Genomic DNA, 16,030 nt, shown 5'->3' with positions numbered 1-16,030 from the left:
GGTCCTCACCAGCTCCCCGAAGAACCGCCGCCGCCCGACGAGCCGCCGCCGCCGGAAAACCCGCCGCCACCGCCGCCAGAGGACCAGCCTCCGCCGCCCGACGACCAGCCGCCGCCACCTCCGGAGGATCGCCGTCCCGGCTCGAAGGTCATGCCGAGCCAGCGATAGCGGCCCGGTCCGATCTTCTGGCCGAAGATCGGCGGCAGCACCGTCAGCGCGATGCTGCCGAAAAAGATCAGCGCCCAGATGGTGATGAAGATGGCGAAGAACAGATCGTCGGAATTGAACGGTGCCTGCTCGTTGCGCTTGCCGCGCGCTTCCAGCTCCTCCGGATTGCCCTCCAGCACCATGATCATGTCGTCGACGGCCTTTGAAATGCCGCCGGAGAAGTCGCCGGCGCGGAAGGCCGGCACCATGTCGTTCTCGATGATCAGCTTGGTGTGCAGGTCGGTCAGCGTGCCTTCCAGCCCATAGCCGACCTCGATGCGCATCTTGCGGTCGTTCGGCGCCACGATAAGCAGAACGCCGTTGTTCTCCTTGGCCTGGCCGAGCTTCCAGAACCGGAACAGCCGGTTGGCGTAGGGCTCGATCTCCTCGCCGCCGAGGCTGGGGATGGTGGCGACGACGATCTGGTCGGAGCCTTTCTTCTCGAAATCGGCGAGTTTCTGGGTCAGCGCCGCGCGTGTGCCGGCATCGATGATGCCGGCATTGTCGACGACGCGGCCGGTAAGGGCGGGGAGGTCGGCGGCAAGGGCTGCGAGCGGGAGGAGGAAGAAGAGGAGGCTAAGCAAGCCGCCAATGAAGGTGTTCCTGCGCACCCCCCTCTGGCCTGCCGGCCATCTCCCCCGCAAGGGGGGAGATTGGCAGCTTCGCCGCCGGCCATCTCCCTCAGACGACGGAAATTGGCGAAAGGACAGATGACGGCCAATCTCCCCCCTTGCGGGGGAGATGTCCGGCAGGACAGAGGGGGGTGGGACGGAGCGCAAGGCCAGCAGGCTCGATCTATTAGGTCAGTTCACCCGCCCTGCTTCGTGCTCGTGCCGAAATTCACCTTCGGCACCTGCATCTTGTCTTCCTCGACGGTGAAGTTGGCGAACGGCTCGTTGCCGCGGAACCAGAAGGTCGCCCACAGCACCGAGGGGAAGGTCCTCAGCGTCAGATTGTAGTCCTTGACCGCCTGGATGTAGTCGCGGCGCGCCACCGCGATGCGGTTTTCCGTGCCTTCGAGCTGCGCCTGCAGCGCCAGGAAATTCTGGTTGGCCTTGAGGTCGGGATAGTTTTCCGACACCGCGATCAGCCGCGACAGCGCGCCCGTCAGCCCAGCCTGGGCATCCTGGAACTTCTTGAGGGCTTCCGGATCCTTCAGCGTATCCGGCGTCACCGTGATCTGCGTTGCCTTGGCGCGCGCCTCGACGACCGCGTCGAGCGTGTCCTTCTCATGCGACGCATAGCCTTTGACCGTCTCGACAAGGTTCGGGATCAGATCGGCGCGGCGCTGATACTGGTTCAGCACCTCGCTCCAGGCCGCCTTGGCGTTCTCCTCCGCCGTCGGGATGGTGTTGTAGCCGCAGCCGGCAAGCAGCGGCAGCACGAAAGCCATCATCAGCAAGGCAGGCAAGCTACGAAAAGCGGAGGGTAAGGAAAGGCGCTGGGCAAACATGATTGGTCCCTCGGGTCAAAGTTGCATGCGAAGCAATAGCACAATCCGCGCGCAAGAAAATGACCCGGCCGTGATGTTGCTTCTGGCCGGCCGTGAACCCCTGTGAATGCTTGCACGAACACGCTAAGCTCCCGACAGGAAAGGACATTTGCCATGACCGAGCGCCGGGACGACGAAAGCGAATCGCGCCGCATCCTCGAGCGCGTGGCGCGCGAGACGGCGCCGGGCGGCGCATCGTTCATCACCCGCACCGCGAAGGGCGCGCGCGACCACGTGACCGCCGCGGATGCCGACCGATCCGATCCGATCGAAGTTTGGGGCACCCGCATTGGCCGAACGCTCGGCCTCATCATCGCCATTGGGCTGTTGGCCTGGCTGGTGTATGTCGCCACGCGGGGCGGTTAGGAATCGACTTCCATGAATGCAGAAAAAACCGGCGCGCCGCGTGCGGTCATCGTCATCTCCAGCCATGTCGCCCGCGGCTCGGTCGGCAACCGCGCCGCGGTCTTCGCGCTCGAGACACTGGGCTTTCCGGTCTGGGCGGTACCCACCGTCATCCTGCCCTGGCACCCGGGCCACAGCCGCGCCACCCGCATTGTGCCGCCGCTTGACCAGTTCAAGGCGCTGATGGCCGATCTCGAGCGCGCGCCTTGGTTGGGCGAGGTCACGGCGGTGCTCTCGGGCTATCTCGGCGAGGCCGGCCAGGCCGAGGCCGTCGCCTCGCTGGTCGCCGCCGTCAAGACGAAGACGCCAGGCGCCCTTTATGTCTGCGATCCTGTCATGGGCGATTCGGGCGGGCTCTACGTGCCGGAATCGACGGCCGCAGCGCTCCGTGACAGACTGATGTCGATCGCCGACATCGCCACGCCCAACCGCTACGAGCTCGAATGGATGGCCGGCGCGCCGCTGCCCGACATCAAGTCGGTGATGGCGGCCGCGCTTCACGCCGGCCCTTCCACCATGCTGGTCACCTCGGCGCCGTCGATGATGGCTGGCGGTACCGGCAATTTCCTGCTCGACGGCAGCCAGGCGCTGCTTGCAGAGCACCGCGTGATCGAGAAGCCGCCGAACGGACTGGGCGACCTGACGGCCGCCATCTATCTCGCCCGTATCCTCTCCGGCCAGCCGCCTCTGAAGGCCCTGCAGTCGACCACGGCCGCCGTCTACGAAATCCTGGCGCGCACCGCAAAACGCGGCGGCGACGAGCTGCAGCTCGAGACCGACGCGCAGAGCCTGTCGCATCCGATGGCCATGGTGCAGCTTCGCCATCTCCTCCATCCCGGACGGGACAAGCGGGCGTGACGCCAGGCGGCGGCGCCAAAGCATTTTGCAGCCAAGTGGAATCACTCGGCGTCGCAGAAATGCGGCTAAACAAACAGACAGAGCGGGATGCAGACCTGCATCCCGCTCTGGCCGGCGTCGACGGCTGCAAGGCCGGCTGGATCGCCGTCCACCGCGCTGCTGATGCCGCGCCATTGGTCTCGGTCTTCCCGCGCTTCCAGGCGCTGCTTGACGCCCTGCCCGATGCCACGATCGCCGTCGACATGCCGATCGGCCTGCCGGATCTTTCCCGCCGGGGCGGCCGCGGGCCGGAGGCGCTGGTGCGGCCGCTGCTCGGAGCACGGCAGTCGAGCGTCTTTGCCATCCCTTCGCGCGCGGCGCTCTATGCCGACACCAGCGACTTCACCACGGTCGAGGCTTGGTACGCGGCGCACCGGCGGGCGAGCGCGGTGGCGATGGCCACCTCCGATCCGCCGCGCGGCGTTTCCATCCAGGCTTTCGGCATCTTTGCGAAGATCCGCGAGATCGACGCGCTTTTGATCGAGCGGTCGGATCTGCGGGGTCGCATCTTCGAATCGCACCCTGAAGTGGCCTTCTGCCGACTGAACGGCGGCGCGGCGATGGCGCTGCCGAAGAAGATCAAGGGCGCGGTCAACCCGGCCGGCATGGACGAGCGCAAGGCGCTGCTCTGCCGGCACGGCTACGAGAAAGCCTTTCTCGACCAGCCGCCGCCGAAAGGTGCGGCAAGCGACGACTTCCTCGACGCGGCGGCCATGATGCTGATTGCCGGACGGATCGCCAGCGGCGAGGCGCGGCCGTCGCCCGACCCGCCGCTGACCGACCGTTTCGGCATTCCCGTCGCCATCTGGGCTTGAGGCAAGATCGGCTGCGCGGCTTTGGCGGCATGCGTTTGCGACGCTGCCATCCGCAATTCGGCATTGCTCGCGACCGGCTTTTGCCGTTAGAGCCTTTTTTCGATCGCAACGAGCTGCCGCCTCCAACCCCCCGGAAAGGCTCTAGCTGCCCATGCCTCACCTCCCCGAGCACCTGCTGACCGGCTACCGCAACTTCATGAACGGCCGCTATCCCGCCGAAAGCGGACGCTACCGCTCGTTGGCGCGCGACGGCCAGGCGCCCGAAACGATGATCGTCGCCTGCTGCGATTCCCGCTCGGCGCCGGAAGCGATCTTCGATGCCGGCCCCGGCGAGCTCTTCGTGCTGCGCAATGTTGGCAACCTGGTGCCGCCTTACGAGCCGGACGGCGAGTACCACTCGACCTCGGCCGCGCTCGAATTCGCCGTGCAGAGCCTGAAGGTGAAGAACATCGTGGTGATGGGACATGGCCGCTGCGGCGGCATCCGCGCCGCGCTCGACACCAATTCGGCGCCGCTGTCGCCCGGCGATTTCATCGGCAAATGGATGAGCCTGATCGCGCCGGCTGCCGAAACCGTCACGGCGAGCACCTTCATGACGGCGACGGAGCGCCAGACCGCGCTGGAGCGCATCTCGATCCGCTATTCGATCGCCAATCTCAGGACCTTTCCCTGCGTTTCGATCCTCGAGGGCAAGGGCAGGCTCACGCTGCACGGCGCCTGGTTCGACATCTCGACCGGCGAGCTCTGGGTGATGAACAAGGAAACCGGCGATTTCGAGCGGCTGGAAATGGAGTGAGGCTAGGATGCATCGTCATTTTCGCCATGCCGTCTTTGCCACCGTCGCGCTGCTGTTCTCTCTCCTTGCCGCTCGCGCCGATGACAGCGCCGTCATCGACCGCTGGTATGCGGCGCTGCTCGCCGCCGACCGCGCCGAATTGTCGGCCCTGCTTGCCGACGACGCGCGCATGACGCTCGAGGACCTTGGCGTCGTTCAGAACAAGCAGGAATTCATCGACTCGATCGACCAGTGGCAAGACGCGGTCGCGGGCGCCGCGATCCGCCACCGAATCGAGAAAAGCGAGAACGGTGAGACCACCGTGCTCGCCTGCTACGACTTCCCGGAAAACGACACGCTGATGCGCGAGACCTTCACCGTCCTTGCCGGCCGCATCACCGCCAGCACCCAGACGGCGATCGCGCAGGACTGCAGCGCTTACTAAGCACAAAGCAATTCCAGGAAAAGCGCATAGCGGTTTCCGTCCGGAATTGCGCAATCAGTTTGTTGCGCGACAGGAAGCATCGCCCTACATCCGAGGCACCTCGCCTCATTCAGCCCTCCGGAATTGCTCATGTCATCTTCAAAGACCGTCGACCTCGCCGCCCATCCGCTGACATTTTGGCAAGGGCCACTCGGCCTGCCGGATTTCTCCCGCATCGGCGACAATGATTTTGGCTTGGTCTTCGACGCGGCGCTGGAGGCGCATCAGGCCGAGATCGACGCCATCGCCGGCAACGGCGAGACGCCGACCGTCGACAACACGCTGGCAGCACTTGAGCTTGCCGGCGAGCCGCTGGACCATGTCTCGTCGATCTTCTGGTGCCGCGCCGGCGCCCACACCAACGACACCATCCAGGCGATGGAGCGCGAGGTTTCGCCAAAGATGTCGCGGCATTTCTCGGCGATCTCGATGAACGAGAAGCTGTTCGCCCGCATCGACGACCTCTACCAGCGCCGCGAGAGCCTGGAGCTCGATCCGGAAACGCTGCGCGTCTTGGAAAAGACCTGGAAGGGCTTTGTCCGGTCGGGCGCGAAACTGGACGCCGAGGGCAAGAAGCGGCTCGCCGCCATCAACGAGGAGCTGTCCTCGCTCGGCACCAAATTCGGCCAGAACGTGCTGGCCGACGAGCGCGACTGGGCGCTGTTCCTCGACGAGGCCGATCTCGCCGGCCTGCCGGATTTCCTGAAGAGCGCCATGGCGGAAGCCGCCGAGATGCGCGGCCAGAAGGGCCGCTATGCGGTGACGCTGTCGCGCTCGATCTACGAGCCGTTCTCGACCTTTTCCGAGCGCCGCGACCTGCGCGAGACAGCCTTCCGCGCCTTCACGATGCGCGGTCAGAATGGCGGCGCCACCGACAACACGGATGTGGTGCGCGACATGCTGACACTGCGCGCCGAGAAGGCCAAATTGCTCGGCTACGAGTCTTTCGCGGCGCTGAAGCTCGATGACACGATGGCGAAGACGCCGAAGGCGGTGCACGACCTACTCGACCCTGTCTGGGAAAAGGCGCTGAAAAAGGCAGCGACCGACCAGAAGGAGCTGGAGCGGCTGGCAACGGAAGCCGGCAGCAACGAGACATTCGCGGCGTGGGACTGGCGCTTCTATCAGGAGAAGCTGCGCGCCGAGAAATTCGCCTTCGACGAGGCCGAATTGAAGCCCTATTTGCAGCTCGATCGCGTCATCGACGCCTGCTTCGACGTCGCCACGCGCCTGTTCGGCATCAGCTTCGAGGAGAAGAAGGGCATCGCGGCCTGGCATCCCGACGCGCGCGTCTTTGTGGTGAAGAATGCCGACGGCGGCGAGCGCGGCCTGTTCCTGGCCGACTATTTCGCGCGGCCGTCAAAGCGCTCCGGCGCCTGGATGAGCGCGCTGAAATCCGGCTACAAGCTTGGGCCGGGCGCCAAGCCGGTGATCTACAACATCATGAACTTCGCCAAGCCGCCGGCCGGCGAGGCGGCGCTGCTGTCGGTCGACGAGGCAAAGACGCTGTTCCACGAATTCGGCCATGCGCTGCACGGCATGCTGACCGACGTCACCTGGCCATCAGTCTCCGGAACCTCGGTGAGCCGCGACTTTGTCGAACTCCCCTCACAGCTTTACGAGCATTGGCTGACGGTGCCGGCGGTGCTGGAAAAGCACGCGCTGCACGTCAAGACCGGCAAGCCGATGCCGAAAGACCTGCTCGACAAGATGCTTGCCGCCCGCACTTTCGGCGCCGGCTTCGCCACGGTCGAATTCACCGCCTCGGCTCTGATCGACATGGCTTACCACGCGTGTCCGGACGCGCCGGCTGAGCCGCTTCGATACGAGGCCGAAACGCTCGAGAAGCTCGCCATGCCCGACACCATCGCGATGCGCCACCGCACCCCGCATTTCGGCCATGTCTTTTCGGGCGATGGTTATTCAGCCGGCTACTATTCCTACATGTGGTCGGAAGTGCTCGACGCCGACGCCTTCTCGGCCTTCGAGGAAACCGGCGATGCCTTCAATCCCGAACTCGCTGAGCGGCTGAGGAAGAACATCTACGCCGCCGGCGGTTCGAAGGATCCCGAAGAGCTCTACACGGCGTTTCGCGGAAAGATGCCGTCGCCCGAGGCGATGATGGTGAAAAGAGGGTTGGTGTAGCGCCTGCAAATCTCCCCCCTTGAGGGGGAGATGGCCGCGAAGCGGCCAGAGGGGGTCGCTGCGCGTAGAGTGCCGACCTCCTCCCTCGCCACTGCGGGGCGTCGCGGCAGTTGAGGCGACCCCCTCTGTCGCCTTCGGCGACATCTCCCCCTCAAGGGGGGAGACTTATCAGCTCCACGGATCCGCCACTCTCGGCCAGATCGGCCGCTTCAGCTTCTTATAATCCGTCTTCGCCGGATTGCTCGGATAGGAGCTCGGCGCCGTGACATAGATGATCTCGGCGGCGATCGGCGCGAAGCCGGCGTAGAAATGGTTGGTCGACTTGACCAGCAGGATGTCTTTCGACAGCGGATCGATGCCGATGTTGGAAAAAATATCCGGCTCGAAGGTCTGGGTGCGGTTGGTGTTGAGGATGACGTCGACCTCGGTGCCTTCGATGCGAACCACCGCTGACGGCCCCAGCGTCACCCGGCTCGGCCCGAAACTCTGCCAGCCTTCGCCGACGGCCTTCAACACTGTGACGCGCGCGTCTATGGGCTCGCCGGCCTGGGGACCGGCCTTGCCGCCGAAACGCAGGTCGATGACCGCGCCCTCACCCGCGGCATGGCAGAAAGTCACCGCGATGGGGTCCCAGATCGTCGCGACGCCGACCTTGTCGACGCCGCGCGCCAACAATTCGCGCAGCACGATGGTGCCGTCGCCCGGCACGCCGCCGCCGGGGTTGTCCCATATGTCGGCGATGACCGCCGGCTTGTCTTGTCTTTCAGCGCGCACGGCAAGCGCCCGCTCGATGCCGGCGGCGGCGGAAAGCATCGTCATCGCGGTCTTCTCGCGCAGGGTGTAGAGCTCGCGCCCCAGCGTCTCCGCGAGACGGTCGCCCTTTGCCTTGTCGTTGTCGGTGACGACCAGGATGCGCGTTCCCATCTCCGGCACGTCGGCGGCCATGAAGCCATGGATGACCGAGACCGACAGCACGCCGTCCTTGCCGTGCAGCGCCTTGATTTTGTCGACGAACGAACGCATCGGCTCGCGGCTCGTCGGCAGCACCTGGATCATGCGGCAGTCGAAGGTCGAGATCACCGGCTTGATCTCGCCGCGCGCCGCCGCCAGGCCGAGCTCGACGACATGCTCGCCGCGCTCGTAGAAATCGGTGTGCGGGAATTCGAGGAAATAGGCCATGATGTCGGATGCCGCGACGCGCTTCGGCGTCAAATGGCTGTGCGGATCGAACTCCGAGGCGATCACCACCTTCGGGCCGACGATCGCGCGCACGCGCTCCAGCAGATCGCCCTCGCAGTCGTCATAGCCTTGCGCCACCATAGCGCCGTGCAGGCCGAGGATCACCGCGTCGACCGGAAGGGCCGCCTTCAACTGATCGAGGATCTCGTCGCGCAGCGCCTCGAAAGTCTGCCGCTGCACCAGACCGCCGGGCTCCGCCCAGGTGGCGGTGCCCTCGATGACGGTCAGGCCCTCGCCTGCCGCGCGGCGGCGCAGCGCGACGATCGGCGAGGAGCAGAGCGTCGGCGTCTCCGGATGCTTGCCCGGACCAGCGTAGAAGGCCATCTCGAACGAGGCCCGGTCGGTCGGCACCGGCGAGAAGGTGTTGGTTTCCGTCGCCAGCGAGGCGGTGAAGATGCGCATCAAAACTCCATGGACAATGACAGCTATTTTACGGCCCCGAGCGCCAAGCCCCGGACGAGATAGCGTTGCAGCCAGATGAACAGGATCGCCACCGGCAAGGTGGCCAGCAGCGTGGCCGCCATGACATGGTGCCATTCGATCGTGTAGCGGCCGGCGACCAGCGAGAACACCTGGATCGGCAGCGTATAGCTTTCCTGGCTGCGCAGCATGGTGAGCGCCACGACGAACTCGTTCCAGGCGTTGATAAAGGTGAAGATCGCCGTCACCGCGATCGCCGGCAGGCAGAGCGGCAGGAACACTTTTCGCAGGGTCAGCCAGCGACCTGCGCCTTCCATCCAGGCCGCTTCCTCGAGGTCGCGCGGGATGGTGTCGAAATAGCTCTGCAGCATCCACACGGTGAAGGCGACGTTGAAGGCCATGTAGATGAAGCCGAGCGCGGTCGTGCTCTCGACCAGACCCCAGGCGGCCATCAGCCGGAACAGGCCGAGCACCAGCACGATCGGCGAGATCATCTGGGAGATCAGAAGGAACTGGCGGAAGGCGCCGTAGCCGGCAAAACGAAACCGCGACATGGCGTAGGCCGCCGGCACGGAGATCAGGATAGCGCCGATTGTCGCCAGCGCCGAGACATAGAGCGAGTTGAGGAGCGCCTGGCCGAAGCCGGTCGCCACCCACATGTCGGCGAAATTCGACCAGCGGAACTCGCTCGGCCACCAGGTGGGCGAAAGCACTTCCGGCCGCGGCTTGACCGCTGTCAGGAACATCACCGCGAAGGGAAAGATCGTCACCACGATCAGTGGCGCAAGCAGCAGCCAGGCGATGATCGTTCGTTTGAGCTTGCCGTTCCTCATGCCCGCTGCTCCCGCATGGCCAGCCGCACATAGATCATTGTGAAGACGAGCAGGATGATGAACATCACCAGCGACACCGCTGACGCTTCGCCCAGTTTGCCGATGCGGAAGGCGAGCTTGTAGAGATGCGTGACCAGGATATCGGTGGAGTTCGCCGGCCCGCCCTGTGTCATCACCCAGATGATCGGGAAGGAGTTGAACACGTAGATGGTGTTGAGCACGATCGCGATGTTTATGAAGGGTTTCAGGAGCGGAAAGGTGATCTCGCAAAACTGCTGGAAGGGCGTTGCGCCTTCCAGCGCGGCGGCCTCATAGAGATCGTCGGGGATCGAGGACAGGCCGCCGAGGAAGATCGTGGTGGTGAACGGCACCGTCACCAGGATGCCGATCAGCACCTGCATCGGGAATGCGGTCTCGGCGCTCGCCAGCCACTGGATGTTCTGGCTGATGATGCCGAGCTTCATCAGCGCCGAGTTGAGCATGCCGCTCTCGCCGTTGAGCGCCCAGCGCCAGACCACTGCCGTCATGGTGAGCGACACCGCCCAGGGCAGCATGATGATGACGCGGGCGAGGCCGCGCCCGTAGAAGTCGGTATTGAGGATGATCGCCACGGGGATCGACAACAGCAGCGCGCCGCCGACCACAAGCACGGTCCATAGGCCGGTGCGCCAGAGCGCCGCGACAAAGTCGGGATCGGCGGCAAGCGCCGAGAAATTGGCCAGGCCGCTGAAGTCGCGCAACTGGCCGAAGCGATTCACCTCATGCGTCGAGATCTGCACCAGGTCCCAGACCGGCCAGAAGATAACCACTGCTGCCAAGAGCAGGCTGGGCAAAGTCAGCAGGTAAGGCAGGATCCGGCTTTGCATCGGCTGGCTTGTACCGCTTTGGGAGTAGACAGCAGTGGCATTGGTGCTCAAGGCACGTCCCCGCATTTGAATTCCAGGCCAGCGTTGGCGCTGCCCCTCACCTGCCTGCCTGTCCTCTGCGGCAGTTGCGGAAGAGGGCCCTTCCTCTCCCCCGTCGATCGGGGGAGAGGTGTCGAGCGAAGCTCGACGGAGCGGGGGTCGATCCTTGGGCGCAAGGCGAAGCGATGCTTGCGCCTTGCGTCCCTCGTATGTCCGTTCGCGGCGGTTGCCAGGTGGTTCCCCCACTCCGTCTGGGCTTCGCCGAGCCACCTCTCCCCCCTCCGGAGGGAGAGGAAGGAGGCTGGCTGGGGCGGCGCTGACATCGACGATTCTGTCTTTCTGCTGAAGACCGGAAAGGATGTGGCGCGCCCCGACGGGGTGGGGCGCGCCACGGGGCGCAGGGAGATACGCCCTATTTCTTCAGCACGCCATTGGCCTTGGCGGCGGCCTCCTTCAAGGCGGCTTCCGGCTCGGCGCTGCCGAGATAGATCTTCTGCATGGCGTCGGAAGTGATCTGGGCGATCTCTTCCCAGCCCGGGATGACCGGCGCGAAGCGGGCGTCGGGCAGCAGAGCGGTGAAGGCGGCAAGGTCGGCGTTGTTGACGTAATAGTCCATCTTCGCCTCTTCCTTGTTCACCGGCAGGAAGCCTTCGCCTTGCGTGAACTTGGCGCGCTGCTCCTTGGTGAACAGGAAGTCGAGCAGCTTCCAGGCCTCGTCCTTGTTCTTGGAATTCTTGAACATGATGATGGAGTCGGTGACGCCATAGGTGCCGCGCGCGCCGGTCGGACCGGCCGGAATGGCGGCGACGCCGTATTTCAGCTTCGGCGCTTCTTCCTTGATCTGGTTGGACAGGAAGGGCGCGGTGATCATCATGCCGACCTTGCCCTGCTTGAACAGGTTCTGCACATCCTCGCGGTTGTTGGAGGTGACGCCCGGCTCGGTCAGGCCCTCGTCGATCATCGACTTATAGAGCTTGGCGGCCTCGAGCGCGCCCGGCGTGCTCAAGCCGGACGTGCCGTCCTTGTTGAGGATCTCGGTGCCCTGCGACCACATCGCGTAGTAGTAATAGACGTCGGTCTCGATCTCCTTGCCCTGCAGGCCGAAGCCGAAGGCGCCGACCCCCTTGATCTTGCGCGCATCCTCCTGCAGCTCGGTCCAGGTCGCCGGCGGCTTGGCGATGCCGGCCTTCTCGAAAAGCTCCTTGTTGTAATACATGGCGCGCGCCGAAGCCGCGATCGGCAGGCCATAGGTCTTGCCCTCCATGATCGAGGGCTGAAGGAAAGTGTCGATGAAGCGGTCCTTGAACTCGGGCGTGATGTAGCTGTCGAGCGGCTCGGCGACATCCTGCTGCACGAAGTCGATCAGCCAGCGTGTTCCGATGATCGAGAGATCCGCATTGGTGCCGGCGGTGATGTCGGTGGTGAGCTTCTGCAAAAGCACGTCCCACGGCACCACCTCGTATTTGATGGTGATGCCGGGATTGGCCGCCTCGAATTCCTTCTTCACCGCTTCGAAATAGGGGCCGGTCTTGGCGCTGTATTCGGCGACGGTGACGCGCACCTCGCCCGCATCCGCCGGCGCTGCAAGCGCCAGCATGCTCATTCCGGCCAACAGGCCGACAGTCCATTTCGCAAGGCTCATCTGATCTCTCCCATTGATGCGCATTCGCGCCTGGCCCTGTCGGGCTCAGGATTTATGTGACTTTCCTACATTATCGATCATTTGTCGCCATGCAAGCAGTTTATCATGTTGCTAAATTACATTTCGTTGAGTAGCGTTGGTCCTCCATCTGGCTTGCGGAGGAGCGCGCGCATCGTGGTGTCGAAGGCCGATTTCGAGGGTAAGACCGTTGTCGTCACCGGCGCCGGCGGCGGCCTCGGCTCGGCGATCGTGGCGCTGCTTGCCGAGCGTGGCGCGCGCATCGTCGGCTGCGACCAGTCGGCGGAAGCGCTGGCCAGCCCCCATATCGCCTCGCGCCACGTCTTCAACCTGCTCGACCGCGCCTCGATCGAAGCCGCGATTCCCACCCTGCTCGACAAGGACGGCGTCCCCGACGTCCTGATCAACAACGCCGGCTGGACGCGCGCCGAGACGTTGACGGCGCTGACGGCCGACAAGATAGAGCAGGAGCTCGACCTCAACCTGACCGGCGTGATGAATTTCGCCGACCCGATCATCAAGGCGATGGCGGCAAGCGGCGCGGGCAGCGTCGTCTTCATCTCCTCGGTCAACGCGATTTCGCATTTCGGCAATCCGGCCTATGCGGCTGCCAAGGCCGGCATCAACGCCTATGCCAAGTCGATCGCCGTCGAGCTCGGCCGCAGCGGCGTGCGCGCCAATGTCGTCTGCCCGGGATCGATCCGAACGGCCGCCTGGGATCATCGCCTTGCCAAGAACCCTGAAATCCTCGGCCGGCTGAAGCGGCTCTATCCACTCGGCCGCATCGTCAATGCGTCGGAAGTCGCCGAAGCAGTGGCTTTCCTTGCCTCCGACCGTGCATCCGGCATAACTGGCGCGATTGTGCCGGTCGACGCCGGACTGACAGCCGGCTACCTGCCTTTCATCGACGACATTTTGGGAGCGTGACCATGACCGACGTCCAGTTTCGCAACCTGTCGAAAGCCTTCGGCCAGCACAAAATCCTCGAGGACATCAACCTCGAGATCAAAAGCGGCGAGTTCGTCGTGCTGGTCGGCCCGTCCGGCTGCGGCAAGTCGACCCTGCTGCGCATGCTGGCGGGACTGGAGACGATCACCTCCGGCGACCTCATCATCGGCGGCGTACGCGCCAACGAGCTGCCGCCGCAGAAGCGCAACATCGCCATGGTCTTCCAGTCCTACGCCCTGTTCCCGCATCTGAAAGCCGCGGACAATATCGGCTTTGGCCCCAAGATCCGCGGCGAGACGCGCGCCGCGATCGACGACAAGGTGAAGAAGGCTTCAGGGGTGCTGAACCTCTTCTCCTATCTCGACCGCTATCCACGACAATTGTCGGGCGGCCAGCGCCAGCGCGTCGCCATGGGCCGCGCCATCGTGCGCGAGCCTTCGGTGTTCCTGTTCGACGAGCCGCTTTCCAACCTCGACGCGCAGTTGCGCGTGCAGATGCGCACCGAGATCAAGGCGCTGCACCAGCGGCTGAAATCGACCATCGTCTATGTCACCCACGACCAGATCGAGGCGATGACCATGGCCGATCGCATCGTGGTGATGGACCGCGGCCGCATCCAGCAGGTCGGGCAGCCGCTGGAGCTCTATGACCGCCCGGCCAACAAGTTCGTCGCCGGCTTCATCGGCTCGCCATCGATGAGCTTTGTTTCCGGCGCGCTGAAGACCGCTAACAGCAAATCCTGGTTCGAGACCAGCAGCGGCGGTCGCCTGGCGCTTGCCGGCAAGGCAGCATCCGGCAGCGACACTGTCGAGGCCGGCATCCGCCCCGAGCATTTCGTCATCGGCGCCGCCGAAGACGCCATCGCGATCGATGTCGACGTCGTCGAGCCGACCGGCTCGGAAACCCATGTCTATGGCTCGATCGGCGACGACACGGTGCGCGCCGTGTTCCGCGACCGGCTGCAGGTGAAGCCTGGGGACAGGCTGCCGGTGAGCGTCGACCCGCGCAACGTCCATCTCTTCGACAAGGCGACGGGCCTGCCGCTGTAAGGACAAGACGATTTTGAAGACAACAAGATGAAGACACCGGCCGACATCATCACCCGCCTGCAATTGATGTCGCAGGACGGCACCAAGTCGGACCGCCGGCTGGCCGGCCTCGTGCTTTCCGATCTCGATTTCGCCTCCAAGGCGGCGATCTCGGAGATCGCCGCGCGCGTCGGCGTCAGCGAGCCGACCGTCACCCGCTTCTGCCGCAAACTCGGCTGCGAAGGCTTGCGCGATTTCAAGTTCTACCTGGCGCAGGCGATCGCCATCGGCGGCCAGTATCTGTCGCCGGAGCCGCTCAGCCGCGACGCTCGCGAGCAGCGCATCGCTTCCGCCATCACCGAGGCCGCGATCGCCGCTATCCAGCGCGCCAGCGAGAATCTCGACATGAGCGTGTTGGTGAGCGTGGCCGCGAGGATCGCCAGTTCCGGCAATGTGCTGTGCATCGGCTCGGGCGGCATCTCCTCGATGATGGCGACCGAGATGCAGAACCGGCTGTTCCGGCTCGGCCTGTCGGCGCTCGCCCAGGTCGACGGCCAGCTGCAGCGCATGTATGCCGCCGTCGCGACGCCTGAGACGACGCTGGTTGCCTTCTCGGTTTCTGGCTATGCGCGCTCGGTGATCGAGGCCGTCGAGGTCGCGCAGCAATATGGCGCCGCCACCGTCGCCGTAACCGCGCCGGATTCGGCTTTGGCCAAGGTCGCCGACACGGTGATCCTGCTGCAGTCATTCGAGGACGGCAACATCTACAAGCCGACCTCGTCGCGCTACGCGCTTCTGGCAATCGTCGACATGATCGCCACCACGGTGGCGGAATCGCGCGGGCCGAAGGTGCTGGAGAACCTGCGCCGCATCAAGCAGAGCGTGAACACGCTGAAGGTTGACGATCCAAGATTGCCGCTGGGCGATTGAGGTATGGATTTCGCGCCCCCATGCCCGGCGCCAGCCGACTCCGCCGACCATCTTGCCTTTCAACATTAGCCAGGTCTAATGTGAATTGGGATTGATTGGAGGACGATCATGTCGGGTAAACCAGCCGCATTCCAAATGCCTGATGACGTGTTCAGCGCGCTGCCTGACCAGGCTAAAAGCCATCTGCCGCCAGCCACTTTCGATGCCGCCCTCGCGGCGGTGGTTCCGGATCACCCCTCCGCCGGCGATCACTTCGCGCCTCATGCGGACGTCACTCTGCCGGTCGATGCGGCTGACGCGCTTGACCAGCACGGCACACATGTTCCGAGCTTCGTGACAGACTGGCTGCTGTAGCCAGCCGGACCTGGCGGTTTTCCATCTGGTCAGTGCCCGCCGCCCCTCCGGCGGACGTGGTCATTTTGCGGCCCGACCCGTCACCGTGCCATCGCCGGGTTTGTCAAATAGTCCCCTCCCCGCAAACGGGGGAGGTGAGCTGGCGATATTCTGATCGATACGATCTCAGCTGCCGGAAAGTGCCTCGACGCTTTTCGCCAGCTCACGCGCATCGCCGCGGATACGCAGTGTTTTCAACCGCGCGGTCCCCCCGGCAACCACCGAAACGGCTGACGCCGGAACACGCAGCGCCTTGGCCATCATCCGCTCCAGCGCCGCATTGGCCGCCCCATTCTCCGGCACGGCACGAACGCGAGCCTTGAAATGGCTGCGCCCGTCGGCCGCCGTCTCGACACCTTCGATCCGGTCCAGCGCCGCCTTTGGCGTCAGCCGCACGAAAAGGTCGATGCCATCGTCGCGCGGGCGGAACGGCGCGCTCATGGCGGGACCGGCC

General features: G+C 64.7%; 17 protein-coding genes. 10 read left to right on the top strand and 7 right to left on the bottom strand.

The genetic code is table 11. The annotated features are described in order from the left end of the window. Positions 1 to 5: 5 nt before the first annotated feature. Positions 6 to 818, bottom strand: a complete 813-nt coding sequence (locus tag EJ070_RS10510) for a YgcG family protein (protein WP_189350475.1) — start codon at positions 816 to 818, stop codon at positions 6 to 8. A 197-nt stretch (positions 819 to 1,015) separates the two neighbouring features. After that, a complete protein-coding gene (locus EJ070_RS10500) occupies positions 1,016 to 1,660 on the bottom strand; it encodes a LemA family protein (protein WP_126091295.1) in 645 nt (214 codons plus the stop codon). Positions 1,661 to 1,813: 153 nt separating this feature from the next. Here EJ070_RS10500 and EJ070_RS10495 point away from each other — a divergent pair, with 153 nt between their 5' ends. The 6 genes from EJ070_RS10495 to EJ070_RS10470 all read left to right on the top strand — a co-directional run bounded on the left by EJ070_RS10495 (position 1,814) and on the right by EJ070_RS10470 (position 7,220). Next, the gene (locus EJ070_RS10495; RefSeq protein WP_126091294.1) at positions 1,814 to 2,065 is read left to right on the top strand and encodes a hypothetical protein; all 252 of its coding nucleotides are present in this window, start codon (positions 1,814 to 1,816) and stop codon (positions 2,063 to 2,065) included. 12 nt (positions 2,066 to 2,077) lie between these two features. Next, on the top strand, positions 2,078 to 2,962 hold the full coding sequence (pdxY, locus tag EJ070_RS10490; protein WP_126091293.1) for a pyridoxal kinase PdxY: 885 nt from the start codon (positions 2,078 to 2,080) through the stop codon (positions 2,960 to 2,962). 59 nt (positions 2,963 to 3,021) lie between these two features. Then, complete coding sequence (locus tag EJ070_RS10485) at positions 3,022 to 3,816, top strand: DUF429 domain-containing protein (RefSeq protein ID WP_126091292.1); 795 nt, start codon at positions 3,022 to 3,024, stop codon at positions 3,814 to 3,816. A gap of 151 nt (positions 3,817 to 3,967) precedes the next feature. Beyond that, positions 3,968 to 4,612, top strand: a complete 645-nt coding sequence (locus EJ070_RS10480) for a carbonic anhydrase (protein ID WP_126091291.1) — start codon at positions 3,968 to 3,970, stop codon at positions 4,610 to 4,612. A 7-nt stretch (positions 4,613 to 4,619) separates the two neighbouring features. After that, positions 4,620 to 5,036, top strand: a complete 417-nt coding sequence (locus tag EJ070_RS10475; protein WP_126091290.1) for a DUF4440 domain-containing protein — start codon at positions 4,620 to 4,622, stop codon at positions 5,034 to 5,036. A 129-nt stretch (positions 5,037 to 5,165) separates the two neighbouring features. Further along, complete coding sequence (locus EJ070_RS10470) at positions 5,166 to 7,220, top strand: M3 family metallopeptidase (RefSeq protein WP_126091289.1); 2,055 nt, start codon at positions 5,166 to 5,168, stop codon at positions 7,218 to 7,220. Between the two features lie 168 nt (positions 7,221 to 7,388). Here the strand turns inward: EJ070_RS10470 and EJ070_RS10465 are convergent, their stop codons facing one another. The 4 genes from EJ070_RS10465 to EJ070_RS10450 all read right to left on the bottom strand — a co-directional run bounded on the left by EJ070_RS10465 (position 7,389) and on the right by EJ070_RS10450 (position 12,259). Next, entirely contained in the window at positions 7,389 to 8,861 is a 1,473-nt protein-coding gene (locus tag EJ070_RS10465; protein ID WP_126091288.1) for a M81 family metallopeptidase, read from the bottom strand. A gap of 23 nt (positions 8,862 to 8,884) precedes the next feature. Beyond that, positions 8,885 to 9,712, bottom strand: coding sequence for a carbohydrate ABC transporter permease (locus EJ070_RS10460; RefSeq protein ID WP_126091287.1), 828 nt, complete (start codon positions 9,710 to 9,712; stop codon positions 8,885 to 8,887). Next, positions 9,709 to 10,578: a sugar ABC transporter permease gene (locus EJ070_RS10455; RefSeq protein ID WP_126095702.1), complete on the bottom strand. Its 870-nt coding sequence runs from the start codon at positions 10,576 to 10,578 to the stop codon at positions 9,709 to 9,711. The genes EJ070_RS10460 and EJ070_RS10455 overlap by 4 nt, the downstream gene beginning before the upstream one ends. 451 nt (positions 10,579 to 11,029) lie before the next feature. Further along, positions 11,030 to 12,259, bottom strand: coding sequence for a sugar ABC transporter substrate-binding protein (locus tag EJ070_RS10450; protein ID WP_126091286.1), 1,230 nt, complete (start codon positions 12,257 to 12,259; stop codon positions 11,030 to 11,032). 174 nt (positions 12,260 to 12,433) lie between these two features. On the opposite strand from EJ070_RS10450, the gene EJ070_RS10445 reads away from it, so the two are divergent. The 4 genes from EJ070_RS10445 to EJ070_RS10430 all read left to right on the top strand — a co-directional run bounded on the left by EJ070_RS10445 (position 12,434) and on the right by EJ070_RS10430 (position 15,537). Continuing rightward, positions 12,434 to 13,204, top strand: coding sequence for an SDR family oxidoreductase (locus tag EJ070_RS10445; RefSeq protein ID WP_245464845.1), 771 nt, complete (start codon positions 12,434 to 12,436; stop codon positions 13,202 to 13,204). Between the two features lie 2 nt (positions 13,205 to 13,206). After that, positions 13,207 to 14,274: a sn-glycerol-3-phosphate ABC transporter ATP-binding protein UgpC gene (gene ugpC, locus EJ070_RS10440; protein ID WP_126091284.1), complete on the top strand. Its 1,068-nt coding sequence runs from the start codon at positions 13,207 to 13,209 to the stop codon at positions 14,272 to 14,274. Between the two features lie 27 nt (positions 14,275 to 14,301). Then, entirely contained in the window at positions 14,302 to 15,183 is an 882-nt protein-coding gene (locus tag EJ070_RS10435; RefSeq protein ID WP_126091283.1) for a MurR/RpiR family transcriptional regulator, read from the top strand. Between the two features lie 108 nt (positions 15,184 to 15,291). Beyond that, positions 15,292 to 15,537 carry a hypothetical protein gene (locus EJ070_RS10430; protein WP_126091282.1) on the top strand — a complete coding sequence of 82 codons (246 nt, stop codon included), beginning with the start codon at positions 15,292 to 15,294 and terminating at the stop codon, positions 15,535 to 15,537. 165 nt (positions 15,538 to 15,702) lie between these two features. Here EJ070_RS10430 and EJ070_RS10425 read toward each other — a convergent pair whose 3' ends face one another. Then, positions 15,703 to 16,017 (bottom strand): DUF167 family protein, encoded by a 315-nt coding sequence (locus EJ070_RS10425; protein ID WP_126091281.1) that lies wholly within the window; start codon positions 16,015 to 16,017, stop codon positions 15,703 to 15,705. Between the last annotated feature and the right edge of the window lie 13 nt (positions 16,018 to 16,030).

This window comes from Mesorhizobium sp. M1E.F.Ca.ET.045.02.1.1, from assembly GCF_003952485.1.
Lineage (GTDB): Bacteria > Pseudomonadota > Alphaproteobacteria > Rhizobiales > Rhizobiaceae > Mesorhizobium.
Note: the sequence above shows the minus strand (reverse complement) of the source record. Positions and strands in the feature narration are given on the sequence as shown.

Excerpts from the sequence above, each read along its gene's own strand:
- EJ070_RS10495 (WP_126091294.1), top strand. The coding sequence starts at position 1,814 with ATGACCGAGCGCCGGGACGACGAAAGCGAATCGCGCCGCATCCTCGAG.
- EJ070_RS10475 (WP_126091290.1), top strand. The coding sequence starts at position 4,620 with ATGCATCGTCATTTTCGCCATGCCGTCTTTGCCACCGTCGCGCTGCTG.
- EJ070_RS10450 (WP_126091286.1), bottom strand. The coding sequence starts at position 12,259 with ATGAGCCTTGCGAAATGGACTGTCGGCCTGTTGGCCGGAATGAGCATG.
- ugpC (WP_126091284.1), top strand. The coding sequence starts at position 13,207 with ATGACCGACGTCCAGTTTCGCAACCTGTCGAAAGCCTTCGGCCAGCAC.
- EJ070_RS10465 (WP_126091288.1), bottom strand. The coding sequence starts at position 8,861 with ATGCGCATCTTCACCGCCTCGCTGGCGACGGAAACCAACACCTTCTCG.
- EJ070_RS10485 (WP_126091292.1), top strand. The coding sequence starts at position 3,022 with ATGCGGCTAAACAAACAGACAGAGCGGGATGCAGACCTGCATCCCGCT.
- EJ070_RS10500 (WP_126091295.1), bottom strand. The coding sequence starts at position 1,660 with ATGTTTGCCCAGCGCCTTTCCTTACCCTCCGCTTTTCGTAGCTTGCCT.
- pdxY (WP_126091293.1), top strand. The coding sequence starts at position 2,078 with ATGAATGCAGAAAAAACCGGCGCGCCGCGTGCGGTCATCGTCATCTCC.
- EJ070_RS10430 (WP_126091282.1), top strand. The coding sequence starts at position 15,292 with ATGTCGGGTAAACCAGCCGCATTCCAAATGCCTGATGACGTGTTCAGC.
- EJ070_RS10455 (WP_126095702.1), bottom strand. The coding sequence starts at position 10,578 with ATGCAAAGCCGGATCCTGCCTTACCTGCTGACTTTGCCCAGCCTGCTC.
- EJ070_RS10435 (WP_126091283.1), top strand. The coding sequence starts at position 14,302 with ATGAAGACACCGGCCGACATCATCACCCGCCTGCAATTGATGTCGCAG.
- EJ070_RS10425 (WP_126091281.1), bottom strand. The coding sequence starts at position 16,017 with ATGAGCGCGCCGTTCCGCCCGCGCGACGATGGCATCGACCTTTTCGTG.
- EJ070_RS10480 (WP_126091291.1), top strand. The coding sequence starts at position 3,968 with ATGCCTCACCTCCCCGAGCACCTGCTGACCGGCTACCGCAACTTCATG.
- EJ070_RS10470 (WP_126091289.1), top strand. The coding sequence starts at position 5,166 with ATGTCATCTTCAAAGACCGTCGACCTCGCCGCCCATCCGCTGACATTT.
- EJ070_RS10460 (WP_126091287.1), bottom strand. The coding sequence starts at position 9,712 with ATGAGGAACGGCAAGCTCAAACGAACGATCATCGCCTGGCTGCTGCTT.